Origin of the sequence: Acetobacter sp. DsW_059, assembly GCF_002153695.1 — a bacterium.
Taxonomy (GTDB): Bacteria; Pseudomonadota; Alphaproteobacteria; order Acetobacterales; family Acetobacteraceae; genus Acetobacter; species Acetobacter thailandicus.
Genome location: NZ_JOPI01000032.1, coordinates 23,491 through 42,970, shown reverse-complemented (window position 1 = coordinate 42,970; position 19,480 = coordinate 23,491). Strand labels below are relative to the sequence as shown.

Annotated in this window: 18 protein-coding genes; 15 read left to right on the top strand and 3 right to left on the bottom strand. The window is 53.4% G+C overall.

Annotated features, from left to right (window positions below; translation table 11 throughout):
- The 9 genes from HK25_RS12955 to HK25_RS07555 all read left to right on the top strand — a co-directional run.
- The coding region (locus HK25_RS12955) for a hypothetical protein (protein ID WP_158092937.1) at positions 1-446 on the top strand (446 nt) is incomplete at its 5' end.
- Positions 447-958: 512 nt separating this feature from the next.
- Positions 959-2,197, top strand: a complete 1,239-nt coding sequence (locus tag HK25_RS07590; RefSeq protein ID WP_086554773.1) for a sodium:proton antiporter — start codon at positions 959-961, stop codon at positions 2,195-2,197.
- Positions 2,194-4,581: a TonB-dependent receptor gene (locus tag HK25_RS07585; protein WP_233127744.1), complete on the top strand. Its 2,388-nt coding sequence runs from the start codon at positions 2,194-2,196 to the stop codon at positions 4,579-4,581. The genes HK25_RS07590 and HK25_RS07585 overlap by 4 nt, the downstream gene beginning before the upstream one ends.
- Positions 4,582-4,586: 5 nt before the next feature.
- A complete protein-coding gene (locus HK25_RS07580; RefSeq protein ID WP_233127743.1) occupies positions 4,587-5,723 on the top strand; it encodes a phosphotransferase enzyme family protein in 1,137 nt (378 codons plus the stop codon).
- On the top strand, positions 5,720-6,274 hold the full coding sequence (pnuC, locus tag HK25_RS07575; protein WP_086635841.1) for a nicotinamide riboside transporter PnuC: 555 nt from the start codon (positions 5,720-5,722) through the stop codon (positions 6,272-6,274). Before HK25_RS07580 ends, pnuC begins: the two co-directional genes overlap by 4 nt.
- 612 nt (positions 6,275-6,886) lie before the next feature.
- The gene (locus HK25_RS07570; RefSeq protein WP_143295978.1) at positions 6,887-9,187 is read left to right on the top strand and encodes a TonB-dependent siderophore receptor; all 2,301 of its coding nucleotides are present in this window, start codon (positions 6,887-6,889) and stop codon (positions 9,185-9,187) included.
- 4 nt (positions 9,188-9,191) lie between these two features.
- On the top strand, positions 9,192-9,461 hold the full coding sequence (locus HK25_RS07565; protein WP_086635840.1) for a hypothetical protein: 270 nt from the start codon (positions 9,192-9,194) through the stop codon (positions 9,459-9,461).
- On the top strand, positions 9,461-9,754 hold the full coding sequence (locus HK25_RS07560; protein ID WP_086554777.1) for a hypothetical protein: 294 nt from the start codon (positions 9,461-9,463) through the stop codon (positions 9,752-9,754). The genes HK25_RS07565 and HK25_RS07560 overlap by 1 nt, the downstream gene beginning before the upstream one ends.
- Entirely contained in the window at positions 9,751-11,277 is a 1,527-nt protein-coding gene (locus HK25_RS07555; RefSeq protein WP_086635839.1) for a PepSY domain-containing protein, read from the top strand. Before HK25_RS07560 ends, HK25_RS07555 begins: the two co-directional genes overlap by 4 nt.
- 32 nt (positions 11,278-11,309) lie before the next feature.
- Here the strand turns inward: HK25_RS07555 and HK25_RS07550 are convergent, their stop codons facing one another.
- On the bottom strand, positions 11,310-11,675 hold the full coding sequence (locus tag HK25_RS07550) for a hypothetical protein (protein WP_086635838.1): 366 nt from the start codon (positions 11,673-11,675) through the stop codon (positions 11,310-11,312).
- Positions 11,675-12,250, bottom strand: coding sequence for a hypothetical protein (locus HK25_RS07545; protein WP_086635837.1), 576 nt, complete (start codon positions 12,248-12,250; stop codon positions 11,675-11,677). Before HK25_RS07545 ends, HK25_RS07550 begins: the two co-directional genes overlap by 1 nt.
- Positions 12,251-12,409: 159 nt before the next feature.
- Between HK25_RS07545 and HK25_RS07540 the strand changes: the two genes are divergently transcribed.
- From HK25_RS07540 to HK25_RS07530, 3 genes are all read left to right on the top strand, one after another.
- A complete protein-coding gene (locus tag HK25_RS07540; protein ID WP_198945965.1) occupies positions 12,410-13,051 on the top strand; it encodes a LysE family transporter in 642 nt (213 codons plus the stop codon).
- A gap of 126 nt (positions 13,052-13,177) precedes the next feature.
- Positions 13,178-13,801, top strand: a complete 624-nt coding sequence (locus tag HK25_RS07535) for a TetR/AcrR family transcriptional regulator (RefSeq protein WP_233127742.1) — start codon at positions 13,178-13,180, stop codon at positions 13,799-13,801.
- Positions 13,802-13,863: 62 nt separating this feature from the next.
- Entirely contained in the window at positions 13,864-14,919 is a 1,056-nt protein-coding gene (locus HK25_RS07530) for an alkene reductase (protein WP_086635844.1), read from the top strand.
- Positions 14,920-14,969: 50 nt separating this feature from the next.
- Here the strand turns inward: HK25_RS07530 and hmpA are convergent, their stop codons facing one another.
- The gene (hmpA, locus tag HK25_RS07525) at positions 14,970-16,190 is read right to left on the bottom strand and encodes an NO-inducible flavohemoprotein (protein WP_086635835.1); all 1,221 of its coding nucleotides are present in this window, start codon (positions 16,188-16,190) and stop codon (positions 14,970-14,972) included.
- A gap of 85 nt (positions 16,191-16,275) precedes the next feature.
- On the opposite strand from hmpA, the gene HK25_RS07520 reads away from it, so the two are divergent.
- The 3 genes from HK25_RS07520 to HK25_RS07510 all read left to right on the top strand — a co-directional run bounded on the left by HK25_RS07520 (position 16,276) and on the right by HK25_RS07510 (position 19,282).
- The gene (locus HK25_RS07520; protein ID WP_086554781.1) at positions 16,276-16,752 is read left to right on the top strand and encodes an Rrf2 family transcriptional regulator; all 477 of its coding nucleotides are present in this window, start codon (positions 16,276-16,278) and stop codon (positions 16,750-16,752) included.
- A 249-nt stretch (positions 16,753-17,001) separates the two neighbouring features.
- Complete coding sequence (locus HK25_RS07515; RefSeq protein WP_086554782.1) at positions 17,002-18,384, top strand: inorganic phosphate transporter; 1,383 nt, start codon at positions 17,002-17,004, stop codon at positions 18,382-18,384.
- A 118-nt stretch (positions 18,385-18,502) separates the two neighbouring features.
- The gene (locus HK25_RS07510) at positions 18,503-19,282 is read left to right on the top strand and encodes an SDR family NAD(P)-dependent oxidoreductase (protein WP_086635834.1); all 780 of its coding nucleotides are present in this window, start codon (positions 18,503-18,505) and stop codon (positions 19,280-19,282) included.
- Positions 19,283-19,480 lie beyond the last annotated feature (198 nt).

The window sequence follows — 19,480 nt, the reverse complement described above, 5'->3', positions numbered from 1 at the left end:
GCATAACCGGCAGTAACCTGAACAGTGGTATGATCACAACCCTGACAAACGCAGATGCCAGTGCCGTTACCCTTAACGGGCAGGCCCTGATTGGTGTAAACCTGACAGGTCTGAACACGACAGAGGCCCTGCGTCTTGGCAGCGGGCAGCAACTCTCGTGGGAGCCGACATCGGTTATTCAGACGGGGTATAACGTGTCATCAGGTCTGACAGACAGTAAAGCAGGGGCATCGCTGCGTATGCTTGACACACAGGGTAATGAAACTTTGCATGGTACTGTCACGCCCGAGGGAGGGCTGCATCTGCCTGCTCTGAGCCGCGAGCAGATCAGAAGCTGGAAAGAGCCTGCCATTGGCCTTGTTGTGCTGGATGCAGATGATGATGCCCCGGTTGTGTATACCTCAGGCGGATGGAAACTGATGGTGCTGCAGGCTCTGCCGGAATAATCAGACCGACAAAATATTTGAGCAGCACTCACACAGGCGGGTGCTGTTCTTTTTTTGTTTTTATACGGAACAGATGAGCTGATTATTCGTAGCAGCATATACCGTTTTTTAAGCGGTGTTTTTTGCTGTCGTTTTACTTGTATCTCATTACGTCCCGATAGCGCTGGGATGATTAATCAGAGTAAAATATAATTTTCATGGATATTTTGAATTATAAAAAATATAAACAACTATATTTATTGTATAAAGTTCATTTGTTATGCATAAAAAGTATTTTATATATTTACATAAGATAATGATAAAATGCATGTCATTTCTTTAAACAAACAAAGCGCGACATGAAAGAGACAGTATTATATTCTTTTTTCTCTGAAGGCAGGGTTCTTCTTGCTCCCCTTGTATTAACCGGGGCATGCTCTCAAAAAAACAATTTCAATCCAGCTGGTTGTGTCGTGCCTGATCTGTGTCGGGTTTTTTATGTCACACCCTCTGGACCATCAGAGAGGCACAGCATGACATCCCTCGGCCTGTTTGCGCTGGTTATTACCATTTCTGCCATTTTTGGCATTGTTAATTCCAAAACATTACGCCTGCCTTTTACTATTGGCATACTTTCTATTTCCATAATTTTTTCTGCTGCTCTCGTCCTGGCAGATAAGTTCGTGCCCTGGCCGGTGCTGCAATGGGTGAAAGAAACTCTTGAACGTATTGATATGGGGCGTGTGCTGCTTGACGGCGCCCTGTCGTTCCTGCTGTTTGCCGGTGCGCAGTCCGTTGACCTGCGGGCAATGTCTGAGCGTAAATTTTCGGTGCTGGCGCTTGCTCTGTTTGGCACAGTGTTTGCAGTTATACTGTTCGCCCTGGGTATTGGCATTGCGTTTGCTCTGGCCGGTCTGGTCGTTGCGCCTGTCTGGTGTGTGGTGCTGGGGGCTATTCTTGCACCGACTGACCCGGTCTCTGTTGTGGGTATGCTGCGCAGGCTCGGACTACCCCCGCAGCTTCAGGCTCTGTTTGCCGGTGAAAGCCTCTTTAATGACGGTGTTGCTGTTGCTGTTTTTACCGTCGCTCTCGACATGGCAGTGCAGTCACACATGCCTACAATGTTTGACCTTGGACATATTTTTCTGCTCGAGGTTGGCGGTGGTATTCTGACAGGTCTGGCCGGTGGCTGGGTTGCCCAGAAAGCGATTGGTATCGTTGATGACGCCCACCTCGAACTGCTCATTACGCTGGCGCTGTGCACCGGGGTTTACAGCCTGTGTGGTGCATGGGGTATGTCAGGCCCGATTGCTGCCGTAACAGCCGGACTGTTCATTGCCGCCCCGCGCACGCAGAGTAAGATTACAGAAACCGGGCGTAAAACACTGCACATCTTCTGGGAGCTGGCAGACGAAATCCTTAATGCTCTGCTGTTTGTGCTGATGGGTTTTGCCATTCTTGAGGTCACATTTTCGACATCGCTGCTTGTGGCGTCTCTTATTGCACTGCCGCTTTCGCTGCTGGTTCGTGCTGCCAGTGTGTTTCTCGCCACTCTGCCGGTTTACCTGCGCGGGCAGGGGCGGGCGAGTGTGCTCACTGTGCTGACATGGGGCGGTTTGCGTGGTGGTATTTCGGTGTCTCTGGCCCTTGGTCTGCCCCCCGGGCCAGAGCATGATATTCTTCTCGGAGTCTGCTATAGTGTGGTTGTGTTTACCATTCTTGTGCAGGGGCTTACGATGGAAGCAGTGGTTAAAAGATTTTCGTTTTCATGAAGCAGGGCCGGTATTCCTGGCCTGTTATGGGGGTACTGACGGCGTCAGTGCTGGTGCCTGTGTTTTCTGCCCTGGCTGGTGAGGCCCGGGCGGAGAATAATCTGCCCGCACGTAAAACAGTCCCGTCTGCGGTCAGGGCGGCAGCGGGGTCTGAGGTTGTCGAGGTCCTTTCCTCTGACGCGGGAGAAGGCGGTGGAGGCCTCATCCGCCCGCAAAGTGCGCCACAGGCTGCCAGTGTTGTCAGTCAGAGTTATATTGCGCATCAGGCACCTTCGGCCTCAGCTTTTGACCTGGTGGCTCTGCTGCCGGGGGCTAATGTGGCCTCCTCTGACCCGCTGGGCTTTTCCCCTCAGACGAATATTTCCGTGCGTGGCCTGAACGGAGATGCCATCGGCTATGTGCTTGAGGGCATGCCGCTTAACGATATTGCCTATTACACCGGCTACCCCAGTCAGTTTGCTGACAGCGAGAATTATAAAACCATTACTCTGGCACAGGGTGCAGCCGGGCTTGAAAGCCCTGTGCTTAACGCGGCAGGCGGGCTTATGACGCTGCGCTTTCGCGACCCGGCACAGAAGGCGGGTGGCCAGGCTGATTTTTCATATGGCTCCTATAATACCAGCCGCGAATTTATTCGTGCCGATACGGGTGAGATCGGAAAAAGCGGGGTGAGAGGCTTTGTCTCTTACTCGCATGGGGAGACAGATAACTGGCGTGGTCCCGGGCGTGATGAGCGCCAGCATGTTGACTTTAAACTGCTTAAAACCTGGGGGGCTGCTAACCGTGCTGCACTGCTTGGCTCATGGAACCAGGCGACAGACAGTTACTACCCTCAGCCCACACTCTCACAATGGCACCAGGATGGCATTCATGGTGGCAATAATCTGGCCCGGCATTATGACGCCTCGAACGAGGCCGCAGGCACAGATTACTGGCGTTTATACCGTCAGCCCGAGCGCACGCTTTACCTGGGGGCACCAGTCAGTGTGCAGCTTGCACCGGGGCTGACATTACACACCACACCCTATGCACAGGGGGCTTATGGCAATGCTCCGGGTGGCTCGACCCTGCCTGTTACTGGCGCATGGCAGGGCAACCAGCAGGTGCCCGGCAGCCTGAACCTGCCTGATGCAACGGATGGGGTCGCGACTGTGCGTGGTGACTACACGCAGCGCAGCTATCGTTCTGGTTTTACGGCCTCTCTTGAGTGGCATACCCGCCATAATACGCTGGTCGCCGGTTACTGGTATGACTATTCTGACGATGCACAGAGCCAGACCTACGTGCCTGTTGCGGCTGATGGCTCAGCCCCTGATATATGGGGCGGCAGCCGGCGTGCCTCTGTTAAACTGGCTGATGGCAGCCTGCTTTATGGTGCGCATAACCATACCATCACACAGGTCAATGCCCTGTTTGTGGGTGATACGCTTTCTTTCCTGCATGACCGGCTGCAGTTCTCTGCCGGTTTTAAAGAGGTGATGTTTGCCCGCACCGGCACGAACAGCCTGCCCGGCGGGCCTTATCGCGTGGGTATGAACACCGCCGTGCCCTTGCCCCGGCTGGCAATAAAATATCAGATCACCCCTCAGCATCAGGTATTTTTCAACACCACGACTAATTTTCGCACCCCGGCTGAAAGTGCCCTTTACACGGCTTACGACCCCGGCTCGGGCGATGTGCTGACCCGTGGCACAAACAACGTGAAGAATGAATATTCTATCGCTGAGGAGCTGGGTTACCGGTATACCGGCACCCGGGTGACAGGCAGCCTGACTTTATTCAATTACAATTTTACCAACCGGCAGGTTGAAACTGTTGTGCCGGTTAATGGGTCTTTTATTTCCTCAACCATCAATGCCGGCGGGCAGACCTCGCGCGGGGTTGATATCGAGGCAGGGCTGCGCCCCTGGCATCATTTCAGCCCTTATGTCTCGGCTGAATATCTGCACGCCACTATTGATAACGACATCGCCTCAAACGGAGATCTGCTCCCCACACGTGGCAAAACAGCGGTGCGCAGCCCAAAAGTGCAGGCTGCTGTGGGCCTGACATATGATGACGGGCATGTGTTTGGTGTGTTCAGTGCAAAATATATGGGGCGGCAATACGCAACTTTTATGAACGATGAGCGTATGCCCTCTTATGTCACGGCCAGTATGGCGCTGGGGTATCGTTTTTCTAAGATCTTTTTTCTTAATGCCCCTGAACTGCGCATGAATTTTATAAATATCACTAATCAGCATTATCTCTCAGGCCTTGCCAGCCCCACCCTTAACGCCCGCACGACAACAGGCCGGCGGGGCAGCAGCATTGCGGGCGAGGACCCCACTTATTACATCGGTGGCGGGTTTGCGGCCCTGTTTACCGCTTCAGGCCGGTTCTGAACGTGGTGAGTGCGGCAGAGCCAGGGCAGTTTGGCGTGCTTGGTGTGCAGACCGGGCGTGACTGGCCCTGCCTGACTGCGGAGGAAATCCGGGCTGTACTGGCACATTACCCCGGTGTGGTACCAGGCGGCACGTGTGCCTGGCACAGCATGCGTCCGTTTTCAGCTGCAGCACTGGTGACAGGGGCAGGGGAGGCCTGCCTGATTAAACGTCACCACAGCAGCCTTCGTAATGTCGCGGCCCTGTCAGAGGAGCACGCTTTTATGCAGCATCTGGCACGTGAGGGCGTGCCGGTGTGTCTGCCCTGCGTCACGGCAGAGGGCACCACTGCGCTGGCCCATAATGACTGGACGTATGAGGTTTTCCCCCGTGCTCCGGGTGAAGATATGTATCGTGATGTCATGTCATGGCAGCCTTATCTCTGCCCTGAGCATGCTTATGCGGCAGGTCAGGCACTGGCCAGACTGCACCATGCAGCCGCGTCTTATACCGCACCCGACCGGGCAGCCGGACGAGTGCTTATTTCCTCCATGGCCGTTATCGGCCAGGCTGACCTTATGGCGGCATTACAGGCATGGGTGCCTGCACAGCCCGGCCTTGCACAGGCATTACGCTCACGCTCCTGGCAGGAAGATGTGCAGCGTGTCCTCTCTCCCTGGCATGACAGGCTTGTGCCTTTGCTGCCAGAAATCGTGCCCTGCGGCGGGCATGGTGACTGGCATGGTTCTAACCTGTTATGGACCCCGCAGGGCGATATAGCCTGCGTGCTTGATTTTGGTATGGCCGGGCGCACCTGTGCGATGTTCGATCTGGCCACAGCTCTTGAGCGCAGCATGGTTGACTGGCTTGCACCTGCGCAGGAGCGGCATGTTGCCTGGCAGGATATGGCTGCTTTTTTGCGTGGTTATGCCACCATCAGCCCGCCTGATGACACAGCGCGGGCGCTGCTCAGGGCTTTTCTGCCTCTGGTGCATGTGGAATTTGCCCTCTCCGAAGTCGCTTATTTTGAAACCCTGCTGCATGATCCGTCTTCTGCTTCTGTGGCATATGATGATTATCTGCTGGGGCATGCTCAGTGGTTTAACAGTGCAGAGGGGCAGGCTATGCTCGATGTTTGCTCCCGCCGGGGCACCGGGGCATGAGCCCGACTGAGCTGGTGGCAGTTTTTGTCAGTGCGCTGAGTGTGTGGCTCACCGGTTGCCGCGTGGTGTGGTGCTGGCCAGTGACACTGGTTGCCTGCCTGCTTTATGGCATCGTGTTTCACGAGGCGCGTTTATATGCCGATATGGCGTTGCAGGCGGTGTTTGCTGCTCTTGCCTGTTATGGCTGGTGGCGGTGGCAAAGCGCAGAGCATCATGATGGCTTGGTGCAGGTCAGGCCGATTGAGGCACGCAGTCTCTGGTTTGGTGTGGTGCTGAGCACAGCATGCGGAGCGGGCGCCGGCTATGCGCTATCGCGCCTGACGGATGATGCTGCCCCGTTTTCTGATGCGATGCTGAGTGCCTACAGTATTCTGGGGCAGGTGTGGATGGCCCGCCAGCATATAGCCTGCTGGTGGGTATGGATTGTGGTTGATCTGTTTTACACCGGATTGTTTGCTGTGCGGGGTCTTTACCCTACTGCTGTGCTTTATGCTGTTTTTGTCGGACTGGCTGTTACCGGCCTGCGGCTGTGGCGCCAAGAGGCGAGATAACACCACAAAGACAGAATAAAGCCCGTGCGGTATTATCCTTTCTGCCGCTGACCTGAAAAAGAAGTCATTTACTGACGGGTGAATACCATAAAAGCCAGGAGGTTTTTCTGGTACAGACCGGCTTTTACTGGTGCGAATGCAGCAGAGGCCGTGCAGGCAGGGGCAGATGTGGATGATTCGACAGAATCCACACCGCCTTAAAGGCTCTGTAGTCAAGTGCTTTTAAGGATTGACATAAAGAAAAAGATATTTTCGGCAGAAAACAGCCATTTTTTATAAGTAACGCCCCTGTGAGTTCTGTCATTTTATCCACAGAAAACGGGGAAAGACCTCTGGATAACTTTGTGCATAACCTGTTTTCAGGCGCGGCTGGCGGCCTGTTTTGTCATAATTCGTGCTTTGTTCCCCTCTCCTGGTGCAGGGCTGCTCTGAGCACATTTATTTTATGTAAGGCGTAAAGGTTATTCTGCTTCAGCCCTGATCAGAGCCTGAAAGCCATGTGTCTGATTTTTTCGGGCCTGAGGTCTTTTTATAAATTGCAATTGACAATCATTATCATTCTCAGTTAGAGCCGGCATCCCAATCTATCTGAATAAATATGGCGAGCACAGAATGTCGTTTTCACATGCGGTCGCTGGTCTGCTCCCTGTCGTAGCACTTTTTGGCGGGGATATGGCAGATGCTCTGGCGGACACACCCGAAACAGCGTCTTCACGCTCACACTATGCCCGGTCACATGCCGGGGGCAGCAGTGGTGCAACACCTCCGAAACAGCCTGTCGTTATTGGCAAAAAAGAAGAGCTGGTAGTGACGGCCACAGGCCTGTCACGCGCTTCATCTGCTACCAAAACCCGCACTCCTATTATTGAATCGCCTCAGACAATTTCTATCGTGAACCGTGAGGAAATTGAACTGCGTGCTTCTCCCACTATTGCTGATGCCCTCTCTTACACAGCAGGGGTGCAGGCCGAGCCCTCTGGTATCGACAGCCGTGTTGATGAGGTTTCGGTGCGTGGCTTTGGGGCCGGGGGTTTTTCTTCCAATAATAACTTTGTTGACGGGTTGCGTCTGCCCTCAGGCGGGCAGTGGACCCGCACCTCTTTTGATCCCTTTGCCCTGCAGCAGATCGAGGTGCTTAAAGGCCCGTCAGGCGCACTCTACGGGCAGACTGCGCCAGGCGGGGTGGTAAACCTGGTGACCAAACGCCCCACCGCTAAAAGCGAGGGTGAGTTCTTTTTGCAGGGTACAGGTTTTACTGACCTTTCAAACTGGCAGGGCCAGGTCTCGGGCGACCTGTCCGGCCGTCTTAATAAAAGTGGTTCACTGCTCGGGCGGGCGGTGGCTATGGCCAAATATGGTGATACGCAGGTTAACGGGGTGCAGCTGGGGCGGTATTATTTCTCACCCAGTATGACCTGGCGATATGCACCAAAGTCGAGCTGGACAGTTCTCGCGCAATATCAGCGTGACCAGGGGGGCTCGACCTATCAGTTTCTGCCTGCAACCGGCACGCTTTATGCGTCAAAGGGGCGGCATATTAAAAATAATGCGAACCTGGGTGAGCCACACTGGAACACATTTGACCGTAACCAGGCACTTGTTGGCTCGTTTCTTGAGCATCATTTCAATCGTTTTTTCACCCTGCGTAACAACACGCGTTATACTTATATTGATACGCTCTACCGGGCGACGGTGCTGTCGGGTGATACCCTGTCAAAATGCCCGGCAACAATAGCAGGCTGTATACCGGGTGAGACCATTGCCCGCCGTGCGGTAGAGGGGCGGGGCCGTTCGCAGGGTGTTACAACCGACCTTCAGCTCGAAGGGCACATGACCACCGGTCCGGTGCGTCATTTACTGCTGGCCGGCACTGATTATTTTTATACAAACTGGAACCACTCGCGTGACCTCGTGCAGTCCTCGCTGGTGCTGCCTGTGCTCAATATTTTTGACCCGTCTTCGCGTGGTTCATCAGGGTTTGCCGGGGCGCTGTCCCCGCAGGTTTATACGTCAACAGTCAGCCAGCAGAACGGTATTTACTTTCAGGACCAGCTTAAAGCAGGTCGCCTGCGTGTGACCGTTGGCGGCCGCCAGGACTGGGCACGTGATAACACCCTGAATGTGCTGAAGCAGACCCGCTATATAACAAATTCATCTGCTTTTACCTGGCGTGCCGGGGGTGTGTATCTGTTTGATAATGGTCTGGTGCCGTATTTCAGTTATGCGCAGTCTTTCCAGCCGCAGGTGTCTGACCCGTCCACCTCTCTGACCGGCGAGCCGTTTAAACCCACAACCGGCGACCAGTATGAGGCCGGGCTGCGCTACCAGTATGGCAAAAGTATTTATATTACTTTTGGCGGTTATCAGATCACGCAGAAAAATACGACCACTCCCAACGCTGCCGGGGTCATGTGTGGCACCAGCACATGTCTTGTGCAAACAGGCAAGGCCCGGGTGCGCGGCCTTGAGCTTGAAGGGCGGGCAAACCTGCCGTGGGATATGGCGGTTATTTTCACCGGCACCCGCAGTGATGCACGGATAAGGAAGTCGAACACAGCAAGCGAGATTGGTAATTATATGCCTCAGGGGCCAAAATGGATGGCCTCGTTATTTGTTGACCAGCGCGTGCGCCACGGCCTGCTTAAAGGAACAGGCCTGGGCGGAGGGGTGCGCTACACCGGCCACAGCTATGGTGATACAGCGAATAAGCTTTCTATCCCGGGTTATACGCTGTTTGATATGTTCCTGCGTTATGATTTTGGTGAAGCACACCCGCGCTATCAGGGGCTGACCTTTTCGCTCAATATGCGCAACATTGCGAACAAACGCTTTGTCGCGACCTGCACCGCCGTTGCGGCATGTTATTACGGGCAGGGCCGCAGCCTGACAGCCCGTCTTGAATATCGCTGGTGAGAGCATGCTTTTTTTAATCATGGCAAGCCTGCTGGCCTTTGCCGGCAGTGTGCTCGTTTATCTGGCCTCGTCACAGCAGCGTTTGCTGTGCCGCCCGTTGCCAGGCCATGCGGCACGATGGGCTGGTGCCGCCCTTGAGGGGGCGACACTGCTGCTGCTGCTACAGTGCCGCAGCCCGGCAACAGCAGTTTTTATGCTGGTTACATTTCTTATGGCAGCGTGGTCTTTTACACCGCTGTTTATTGCTCTGATTTTCAGCCGCAGGACACCATAATGACGACGACACTCAGCAGCCGTGGCTGGCTGCCTAAAGTTTCTGCTGCAAGCCTGGCCGGTGCGGTGCTGACCATGGGGCTTACAGGTGTTGTGGGTTGTCTGTCTGGCAGTGACAGCATGCCCCGCAGCATGTCGGCACAGTTTTTAATGTGGCTGGCCGTGCTGGTCTGGGTTGCTCTGCTTGGCAGTTGTTTTTTGTTTCGTTCAGGGCGGCAGGCCTGGCTGGTGCTGACGGGCGCTAATATCCTTGTGTGGGGCGTGTATGTTCTGGCACGGGCGGCAGTGTTATGAAGATACGTCAGGACATTGTCAGCACGTACCGCGATGTACATAGCTGGGTTGGTATTATCAGTGCTTTGTTTTTGTTCGTGGCTTTTTATGCCGGGGCGATAAGCATGTTTGAGGAAAGCCTGCAAAACTGGCTTTCTCCGCCCGTTACTTTGCCTGCTCCCCCCTCTCTTGAGCAAACGCCTGACCTGCTGAACAGGGTATTTGAAGCCCACCCTGAAGCCCGCGAGAATTATACCATCGTGCTGAATGACGAGGCCGCTGCCCGGCAGGGGCGTGTGCGCTGGTCACCCTTGGGGCGGCCTCATGCCCGGGTGCCGGTTACGGTTGCGGCACTGGATGAACAGGGTGAACTGGTGAGCGGGCAGCTGCCACTTTCTGAGGCTGCGCGTTTTGTTGACGAGCTGCACCAGCAGGTGGGTCTGCCTTTGCCGCATGAACCCGCCAGGCTGGTGATGGGGCTGGTGGCTTTGTTGTACTCTGTTGCGCTGATTTCGGGTGTTATTGCCTTTCTGCCCGGGTTGACCCGTATGCTGTTTGCGGTGCGTGCCGATGGCGGAGCACGTAAAAAATGGCTTGATTTTCACAATCTTCTGGGTGTGTTTTCGCTGCCGTTTCATATTGTCATGGCACTGACGTCAGTGGCGTTTGCGTTTCATGATCAGATTTTTACCATGGAACATTTTCTGCTTTCAAAAAGAGGGGCCGCCATTGTGCACACGCAGGGGCGGGGGCACGGTCAGCCTCATATGCAGCAGGTTCTGCTGCCGCCCGTCGCTGTGCGTGATGCGGTGCAAAAGCAGGCTCCTGGTTTTGTGCCTGAAACACTGACCTACACTCTGATGCATGGCCAGGTCGCGTTGCGTGTGGCAGGTCATGATGACCGCTATAGCCTGCGTGGCCCGACAGCAGGGTTTGCAACCCTTAACCCCATAACCGGGCATATCGTCTCAGCCGATTATCTGCCGGGCCATCAGTCCACAGGTTTTGCTGTGCTTACCACGTTCTTTGCGCTGCATTTCGGCAGCTTTGGTGGCACGCTGGTGCGCTGGGGGTATGTTGTGCTTGGTCTGGGCGGGGCTTTTTTATTTTATACCGGCAACCGGTTGTGGATAGCCTCGCGCCGCCGCCGCGAACGCAGCACTGGCCTGATGCAGGAAGCACGCGGCACATGGTTTTTGCAGGCACTGACAACGGGCTGCCCCCTGGGGTGCATTGCGGGTATTTCGGCTGTGTTCTGTGCGGCTCCCTTTTTGTCGTATGGGGGAGGCTATGTCACGGTTTCTGCAATATATTATAGTATATTTGCAGTTTTTATGATTTCAGGCTTTATTATGCCACCCTCATTTGCGCTGAGACTTCAGCTGAGTGTTGCCGGGTTTATAACGCTGTATATCCCGTTTGCCGCAGCACTCGCCACCCGGCCGGTGCTGATGTCAGCCACGGGAGGAGGCCTGAGCCTGTGTTCTGTGCTGGTGGGCGCTGCGTTAGTTTATGCCGGCCTGCGACGGGGGAGGGAGTTGTAAGGGTCGTCAGAAAGTATTTCGTCCTGGTTGTTTTATAACAAATCACTGAGTGCATTATTAGAGTAAGCATAGCTATTTTGTGCAATATCAAAAAGAGAATCGATAAGATTCATAGATGGAGCCTGAGCAATCTGAGATAGATTGGATAAATTATTCTGATATACTGAAAAATTATATGATATTTCCCATGAAAAATTATCTTCGTCGTAATAATATTTATATTTTGACTGAGATACGACGTATATTTTGCCTTTCTGCTCAGCCTGGAGGGATTTCTCTATTGCTGCATTAGGGCGTGCGTTATTAATATCACTGTTTCTCCATTTTAACTCTCCGTTAACCGTCATTTGTATGAGTTTTGAAATTGCGGTTTGCCAGTCTCTGGTGCTGTACAGCATTATAATGCTCCAAGGTGCTTATTATATTCTCTTATTTCGTCCAGCATTGTGGATATACCCCCAAAAAAGTCCCAGTAATTGTTCAGGTTTTTCATTATAGTCGATTTATTGGCTTTGTTTAACTGTTCATTAATCGTATTAAATAGTGTATTGAGATCCTCTGCTTTTTTTGTGAGTGCTTTATTGTCGAAGCGCTTTATTGATATGAGAATTGTAGGAATTTTTGTGATTATAAGAGGTCTTTCACATTCAGAGATTTTGAGGTGATGCATAAGGTTCATTTTGTTAATCACATCGTCTAACTCTCTGCATATTTCGGGAGCGCGTATTTTATAATATGCTCTTTTGGAAATTATTCTTAGTTCATAAACAGCGTAAGAGGAAAAAATAAGACCACAATAGCTAAGAAATGTGCCGGCTAAAGACCAGAAAAAAGGTGCGTTAAGGCCCTGATCTCCGGCTATAAAGTGGGGGCTGGAGAACATAAGAATAATCACAGCTACTGATGGTATTGATATTATTAATAATACTGATGATGTAAATATATTTTCTTTTATTTTTTCCTTAAATGCCATTATATCCTCTTTTATTAATTCAATAATAAAAGAGGATATAATTACGAATAAAGTGGCTTTGTAAACCCTTATATACGATAAATTCTTGTGTTATAAGGTGACGGACAGATATTGCATTTGTTTATATTGTAACCTGATTTGTGCAGGAATAAAGCCCCTATGAATCTGATCAGTGAACTTTCAGTTGTTGCTACGGTATCAGCCTTCTGGCTGGTGGCGATGATTGTGCCCGGGCTTGATTTTCTGCTTGTGACACGGCTGGCTGTGATGCGCGGTAAAGCTGCGGCTCTCAGGGCAACCTTTGGCGTGGCTGTGGGGGTGGGCATATGGGGGCTGGCAGGGTTTTTTGGTGTCAGAACACTGTTTATTGCTGCGCCCTGGCTTTACATGCTGCTTAAAATTGTGGGTGGGCTTTATCTTTTCTTCACCGGTTTCAGACTTTTCATGAGCAGCTGGCAAAAGAAAACAGCGCAGAGCGGGCACACAGAGCTGGTTTCTGGCACAACACGTGCGTTCAGGGCCGGGTTACTGACAAACCTTGCAAACCCGAAAGCCCCGGTTTTTGTGTCGGGTCTTTTTGCTGCGGCACTGCCACAGCATGCTTCGGTTCAGCTGGGGCTGACATGTGTGGCTGCCATGTTTGTTATTGCTGTGGCATGGTTTGCGCTGGTTGCAACACTTCTCAGCCTTGAAAGTGTTTCTCGTATTTTCATGAGTTTTCAGAAATGGATCGACCGTTGCGCTGGTCTGGCTTTTATGGCGCTGGGGCTGCGCTTTGTTACTGAGCGCTCGCCTGACTGACATGTGCAGGGGCGGGGTGAGATAACGCCTCCACATTCCGCGCTGACAGAGTATGATGGCGTTTCATATCAGGAGACCTCTTGCTTTCTTTCTGGAAAGAAAGTTATAAACGGGGGGTGAATCGTCATGTCGGAAACAGGAATGAAAATCGGACGCCCGAAAGAAATCTCAGACGAATACATCCTTGCTGTGGCTCGCCGCTGCTTTCTCGAGCGCGGAGGCGGTATCGCAGCAGCGGACATCGCACGCGAGATCGGTGTCAGCCATACAACGCTCTTTAACCGTTTTGGTTCAAAGCAGGGGCTTATGCTGGCAGCGCTGGGGGCGCCGAAAGATATTCACTGGATCGGCACACTCGAAGCCGGGCCGGATAGCCGGCCTGTTAAGGAGCAGCTTGTTGAAATTGCCTGCACAATAGCCGTATTTTTTGAAAACCTTAATGCGGGTTTTTCAGTTCTTCAGGCCAGTGGCATTGATACTGATGCGCTGTGCACGGGTGATAACCCCGAGACCTCAGCACCCGCACGGGCTTTTCGTGCGCTGACTGAGTGGATCGGCCGTGCACAGCAGCAGGAAAAACTGGCTTACTGTGATGCACAGGTACTGGCCTCAACATTGCTCGGTGTGCTGCATAACCGTGCTTTTTCAAACCGCGTGTGCGGAGAAGGCGGCTCTGACAGGGCAACAGACAAAAGTCATGTTGCTGACGTGATCACCCTGTTATGGGACGGAATAAAACCGTCATCATAGCGGGCCTTTCTCTCGGGCATGCTCGCACATCATGTGTCATGCCCTTTAAGGAGCTGATGAGTATGACGGATATCTGGCAGCCTGTTACCCTTGGCAAAATGACTCTGCCAAACCACTTTGTTATGGCACCTATGACCCGCAGCCGCGCGCAGTATGATGGCACGCCTGGCCCCCTGGCCGCGGAGTATTATGCACAGCGTGCCAGTGTCGGGCTGATTGTGGCCGAGGGCACACAACCTTCGGCTGACGGGCAGGGTTATATGATGACCCCCGGCATCTACACTCAGGCACATATTGACGGCTGGCAGAAAGTGACCTCAGCCGTTCATGCCGCAAACGGGCATATCTATATTCAGCTTATGCATGCCGGGCGTATGTCACACCCTGATAACACCCCTCATCATCGTCAGGCCGTGGCGCCCTCTGCCATTGCACCGGGTACAGGTATGTTTACGGCAAAAGGCATGCAGGATATTCCGCCCCCGCGTGCGCTGAGCACGGCGGAGGTCCGTCAGACAGTGCAGGACTTCCGTCATGCTGCAAAATGCGCAGCTGAAGCCGGTGCAGATGGTGTCGAAATTCATGGTGCCAATGCGTATCTTATTCAGCAGTTTTTCGCACCTGGCGCAAACACCCGCACGGATGAGTATGGCGGTTCGATCGAAAACCGCGCACGTTTTGCCCTTGAAGTTGCACAGGCTATTGCTGAAGAAATTGGTGCTGAGCGCACAGCCATTCGTTTCTCACCCGGCACAACCCTGTGGGGCATTGACGAGGGGGCAGACTACCCCGAACTTTACCGCTACCTGATGACAGAGCTGAATAAGCTCGGCCTGTCTTATGTGCACATTATGCATCAGGGAAATGACGCACTGCTGGCCGATATACGCCGCATCTGGTCGGGTAAACTGATTATTAACCACCCGGGCCGCCCCCGTGAGGAGATCGGGCATGACGTGGCCAGTGGTCTGGCTGACCTTGAGGCCTATGGTCAGATGATTCTGGCTAACCCTGATTTTCTGGCCCGGCTGAAGGCTGATGCCCCGCTGAATGATGCTGACCGTATGACCTTCTTTGGTGGTGATGAAAAGGGATATACCGACTATCCCATATTGTGAGTCTGTTTACACTCTGCCCCGCACTGTGATGGTGCGGGGCAGGGCAGAAATTATGCGGCGTGCAGGGCATCCTCCGGGGTGGTGGCTGAGCCAAACACTTCATGCTTGATGCGGCTTTCCGGCACGCCTTCGGCTTTCAGCCCGGCAATGACTGACTGCATAAAGGCGTCAGGCCCACACAGATAATACAGGGCATCAGCCGGTGTATGGGCTTTCAGCCATGCGGCAGAAATATGCCCCTCATGTGTCTGCACATTTTGCCCGGCTGCGGCGGTGTCGTTTTTGCGGGTATAGAAAATATCAGCCTGCACTGTCCCGTCTTTTGCCAGCTCACGCACGCGCGGCCCAAAGGCTTCGCTCTGCGGGGTGTGGGTGCCGTGCACATAATGCAGCGGTGCTTTCCGTCCGGCCTTATGTGCGGCCTCGGCCATTGCAATAAAGGGGGTCAGCCCCACGCCGGCACTCAGCAGCACAACCGGGTGGTTTGCGGTTTCTTCTGGCAGGGTGAAGGTGCCAGCAGGTGCTGACACGAGCAGTTCGGTGCCTTCTTTTGCGTGGTCATGCAGCCAGCCTGACACCAGCCCGCCCGCTGCACGTTTAACACTGATGCGGTAGCCCCTGGAGTCGGGGGCTGATGAAATGCTGTAATTACGTCGCTGTGAGCCTGCGCCCGGCACGGTGATGTTGAAGGTAAGATACTGCCCGGGTTTATGCAGCACAACGGGTTTGCCGTCTGTGGGCTCAAGCCGGAAGGAGGTGACATCGCCACTTTCTGCCACGCGCTGACGAATGGTGAAAGCACGCCAGCCGCGCCAGCCACCGGGGGCCTCTTCTTTTTCTTTATAAAGCTGGCTTTCGCGGTTCATCAGCACGTCGGCGAGAAACTGATAGGCATTGCCCCAGGCCTGCATGATTTCAGGTGTGGCGGCGTCACCCAGTACATGGGCAATAGCCCCCAGCAGGGCCTGACCGACATGCGGGTAGTGCTCGGGCAGAATGTTCAGCCCTACATGTTTTTCAGCAATGCGTTCGATCATGCCGGTCAGTGTGCCCAGGTCATTAATATGACGGGCATAGGCCAGCACGGCCATGGCCAGGGCAGTGGGCTGCTCGCCGCTTTTCTGGTGTGAGCGGTTAAACAGTTCGGCAATGGCCGGGTCAGCCAGCAGGCGTGAATACATTTCGCGGGTGATATCGAGACCGTGTGCTTCCAGCGCGGGAATGCAGGCAGTAACGATAGCGCGGGTCTGGTCGTCGAGTAATGCGGTCACGGACTCTCTCCTTTAAAGATGTAAACTTTATACATCTTTAAATAGCATCTGGTAAACAAGATGTCAATTTGTTAATGTTTAGTTTATGCGCCTTACTCTTCATACCGACTACGCTTTGCGTACTCTTCTCTATCTCGGGGTTCACACTGATCGCCGTGTGTCCATTCACGAGATCGCCCGAGTCTATAAGATTTCGGAAAACCACCTCGTGAAGGTGATCCATCATCTTGGCAAAGGCGGGTTTCTCAGCACGTTTCGTGGTCGTCACGGCGGGCTTGAGCTGGCCAGACCTGCCGATAAGATTCGGATCGGTGATGTTGTGCGCTACACGGAGGAGGAGATGGTTTTGCTGGCCTGCATGGCCCCGCCTGAGGCAGAGCAGGAAGAAATTGTTACAGAGTGTATTTTATCAGGAGGGTGTGTTTTACGTTCAGGGCTGGCAAAAGCGATGGATGCATTTATGGCCGTGCTCGATGACTACACCCTGGATGATATGCTGACCCCCTATGAGCGCCTGGTGCTGAGCAATAAGGCAGGGCTGGCTTCAGGGGCGGAGGATTAGTGTTTTTTGTACTAAAAAATCATGACATTACAGTTAATAATTAACTTAATGGCCAGTAAATGAATTTTATATAATGGCAGAGCTATGGCATGCAAATCTTTGTAGTACCGCTGCTTAGCGTTCAGTTTGTGTCATAAATCTGAACATAAAATGCCCTGAGTGAGAAAATTTACAAAATAACGGATTAAAAGCTGGCGCGTCTTCCTGTATGCGACAGGTAGCGAAACAAAAGGTCAGCTTCTTTATCTCATGCTGCATTTTATGCCTGACACTCCTCTGTCCCTTGTTATACTTATTATATGCAGCGTTCTTGTCTGCGTATTTGAGTTTGTAAACGGGTTCCATGACACAGCAAATGCTGTGGCAACCGTGATCTACACCCGCTCCCTGAAGCCTGTTCAGGCTGTTGTGCTCTCGGGAGTGATGAATTTTGCCGGTGTTCTGGCTGGTGGTCTGAGCGTGGCTTACGCTCTGGTTGAGCTTTTGCCGCCTGATGTGCTGACCCCGCCAAATGGTGCGCCGGCAGTGCCTATGCTGTTTTCTCTCTTCGGGGCAGCCCTGTCCTGGAACCTGCTGACATGGCGTGCCGGCATTCCTAACTCCAGCTCTCACTGCATCATCGGCTCTATCATTGGGGTCGCCGTGGGTGATGCCCTTGTTCACGGCCGTCATTATCGTGAGGGTATCGACTGGCCTCAGGTTTTAAAGGTGCTTGAGGCTCTGGCAGTCTCGCCGATTCTTGGTCTGGTCGGGGCGGGGCTCTTTTACTGCGTGCTGAAGATGTTTGTGAAAGACAAAGCCCTTTTTGAGCCGCCTCAGGGGCACCAGCCCCCGCGCGGCTGGGTGCGCTGGCTGCTGATCGGCTCGTGCACCGGGGTCAGTTTTTCGCACGGCAGTAATGACGGTCAGAAAAGTATTGGCCTGATTATGCTGACAGTTGCCGGGCTCTGGCCGGCGTTATACGCGCTCAACCCGCAGCATCAGCATACGCTGCCGGTGACTGTGAGTGAAGCACACGAGATCCGTTCTGTGCTGGATATGTATGACCATGATGTGCTGCGCTCTGATGCGATGATAGCAGCACAGCACCTGCAGACAGAGAACTCCCTGCTCGATAAACCAATTCTTAACGGCCCGCTGCCGCCGCTCGTGACTGTGCGTTCTGATGTGTTTCAGATTGTGGCAGCGCTTAAAAAAATCTCCCTTGATAAAGCTGTGCCGTCTCAGGTGCGCCATCAGGCTGCTCATTTGCGTATGAAACTGCGCCCGGTTGTTGAGTTCGCCCCCTGGTGGGTCAGGCTGCTGAGCGCTCTTTGTCTCAGCCTCGGTACCATGGTGGGCTATAAGCGTATTGTCAGCACCCTGGGGGAGAAAATAGGCCGCACGCATCTGACCCCTGCCCAGGGGGCCTCTTCAGAGCTGGTCGGGGCGGGTCTTATTCTTACAGCGGGCTATACCGGTCTGCCTGTCAGTACCACGCATATTGTGACGGCCGGTATCGCAGGCAGTATGCTGGGGGCTGGCTCTGGCCTGCAATGGGGCACCATGCGCCGTATTATGCTGGCCTGGGTTGCGACCCTGCCGGTCACTATCGTTCTGTCAGCGGGGTTATTTTACCTGCTCAGCCATTAAGGCACGGTTGTTTGTGTTGCCTGCGGGCAGCATGAATGACAGACTCATACTGTCATTTACTGGCGTTTAAGGGTGCTTCGTTTCCGGGCATCTCCATGATTTGTGTGAGGATCTTTTTATGACATCTTCCCGGGCTACTGTTCTGGTAACAGGTGCAACAGCAGGTTTTGGTCATGCTATTGCACTGCGACTGGTTAAAGACGGCTACCGTGTAATTGCCACAGGCCGCCGTAAAGACCGTCTTGATGCTCTGGCGCAGGAGGCCGGGCCGGCACTTTTGCCTTTTGTGCTTGATGTGACAGATGCTGAAGCGGTTGAGAAACTGCCTGCCTCTCTGCCTGTCGGCTGGCAGGAGGTCGATGTGCTGGTGAATAATGCGGGTCTGGCCCTGGGGCTTGAAAAAGCCTGGAAGGCAACTGCCCTCGACTGGGAGCGGATGATCGCCACGAATGTCACGGGGCTGACCGCTATGACCCGTGTGCTTCTGCCCGGCATGGTTGCGCGCAACAGGGGGCACATTATTGCTCTTGGCAGCACAGCAGGCATTTATCCTTACCCTGGTGCTAATGTTTACGGGGCCAGTAAAGCATTTGTGTCGCAGTTTATGCGCAATCTGCGCAGTGACCTGCTGGGTGTGCGTGTCAGAGTGACCAATATCGCCCCCGGGCTGTGTGGCGGCAGTGAGTTCAGCGAAGTGCGCCTTGGTGATAAATCAAAGGCTGCAGCTGTGTATGACGGCACAGAGCCGCTTTTGCCTGAGGATATTGCAGAGACGATCTCCTGGGTTCTGGGTTTGCCGGCACATGTGAATATTAACCAGATTGAGATGATGCCCGTTTGTCAGGCTTCGGCGGGTCTTGCTGTCGACCGGAGCATGGGCCGGGCGTCAGATGTATAACTTTTTGAAACTATTTTTCTTTTTTAGTTAATTTTTTGTATACTAATGACGAATTTTATAATAGTTAACTATCTTGCAACGATGTGGGAGGCATTTTACATTCCCCTCATAATCTGAGGGGCTCCTGCTCATTAAAAGAGCAGGGTGGTGGCATGAGGCTGCCGGGTGGCTGAGTGCGCTGCCCTCCCTTTCGTTTCA

What these genes read in the sequence shown, in the direction of transcription:
- HK25_RS07550 (WP_086635838.1), bottom strand. Translation starts at nt 11,675, where the DNA reads ATGCTGTACAGCACCAGAGACTGGCAAACCGCAATTTCAAAACTCATA.
- HK25_RS07530 (WP_086635844.1), top strand. Translation starts at nt 13,864, where the DNA reads ATGACGGATATCTGGCAGCCTGTTACCCTTGGCAAAATGACTCTGCCA.
- HK25_RS07560 (WP_086554777.1), top strand. Translation starts at nt 9,461, where the DNA reads ATGACGACGACACTCAGCAGCCGTGGCTGGCTGCCTAAAGTTTCTGCT.
- pnuC (WP_086635841.1), top strand. Translation starts at nt 5,720, where the DNA reads ATGAGCCCGACTGAGCTGGTGGCAGTTTTTGTCAGTGCGCTGAGTGTG.
- HK25_RS07590 (WP_086554773.1), top strand. Translation starts at nt 959, where the DNA reads ATGACATCCCTCGGCCTGTTTGCGCTGGTTATTACCATTTCTGCCATT.
- HK25_RS07570 (WP_143295978.1), top strand. Translation starts at nt 6,887, where the DNA reads ATGTCGTTTTCACATGCGGTCGCTGGTCTGCTCCCTGTCGTAGCACTT.
- HK25_RS07535 (WP_233127742.1), top strand. Translation starts at nt 13,178, where the DNA reads ATGTCGGAAACAGGAATGAAAATCGGACGCCCGAAAGAAATCTCAGAC.
- HK25_RS07545 (WP_086635837.1), bottom strand. Translation starts at nt 12,250, where the DNA reads ATGGCATTTAAGGAAAAAATAAAAGAAAATATATTTACATCATCAGTA.
- HK25_RS07585 (WP_233127744.1), top strand. Translation starts at nt 2,194, where the DNA reads ATGAAGCAGGGCCGGTATTCCTGGCCTGTTATGGGGGTACTGACGGCG.
- HK25_RS07520 (WP_086554781.1), top strand. Translation starts at nt 16,276, where the DNA reads ATGCGCCTTACTCTTCATACCGACTACGCTTTGCGTACTCTTCTCTAT.
- HK25_RS07565 (WP_086635840.1), top strand. Translation starts at nt 9,192, where the DNA reads ATGCTTTTTTTAATCATGGCAAGCCTGCTGGCCTTTGCCGGCAGTGTG.
- HK25_RS07555 (WP_086635839.1), top strand. Translation starts at nt 9,751, where the DNA reads ATGAAGATACGTCAGGACATTGTCAGCACGTACCGCGATGTACATAGC.
- HK25_RS07510 (WP_086635834.1), top strand. Translation starts at nt 18,503, where the DNA reads ATGACATCTTCCCGGGCTACTGTTCTGGTAACAGGTGCAACAGCAGGT.
- HK25_RS07540 (WP_198945965.1), top strand. Translation starts at nt 12,410, where the DNA reads ATGAATCTGATCAGTGAACTTTCAGTTGTTGCTACGGTATCAGCCTTC.
- HK25_RS07515 (WP_086554782.1), top strand. Translation starts at nt 17,002, where the DNA reads ATGCTGCATTTTATGCCTGACACTCCTCTGTCCCTTGTTATACTTATT.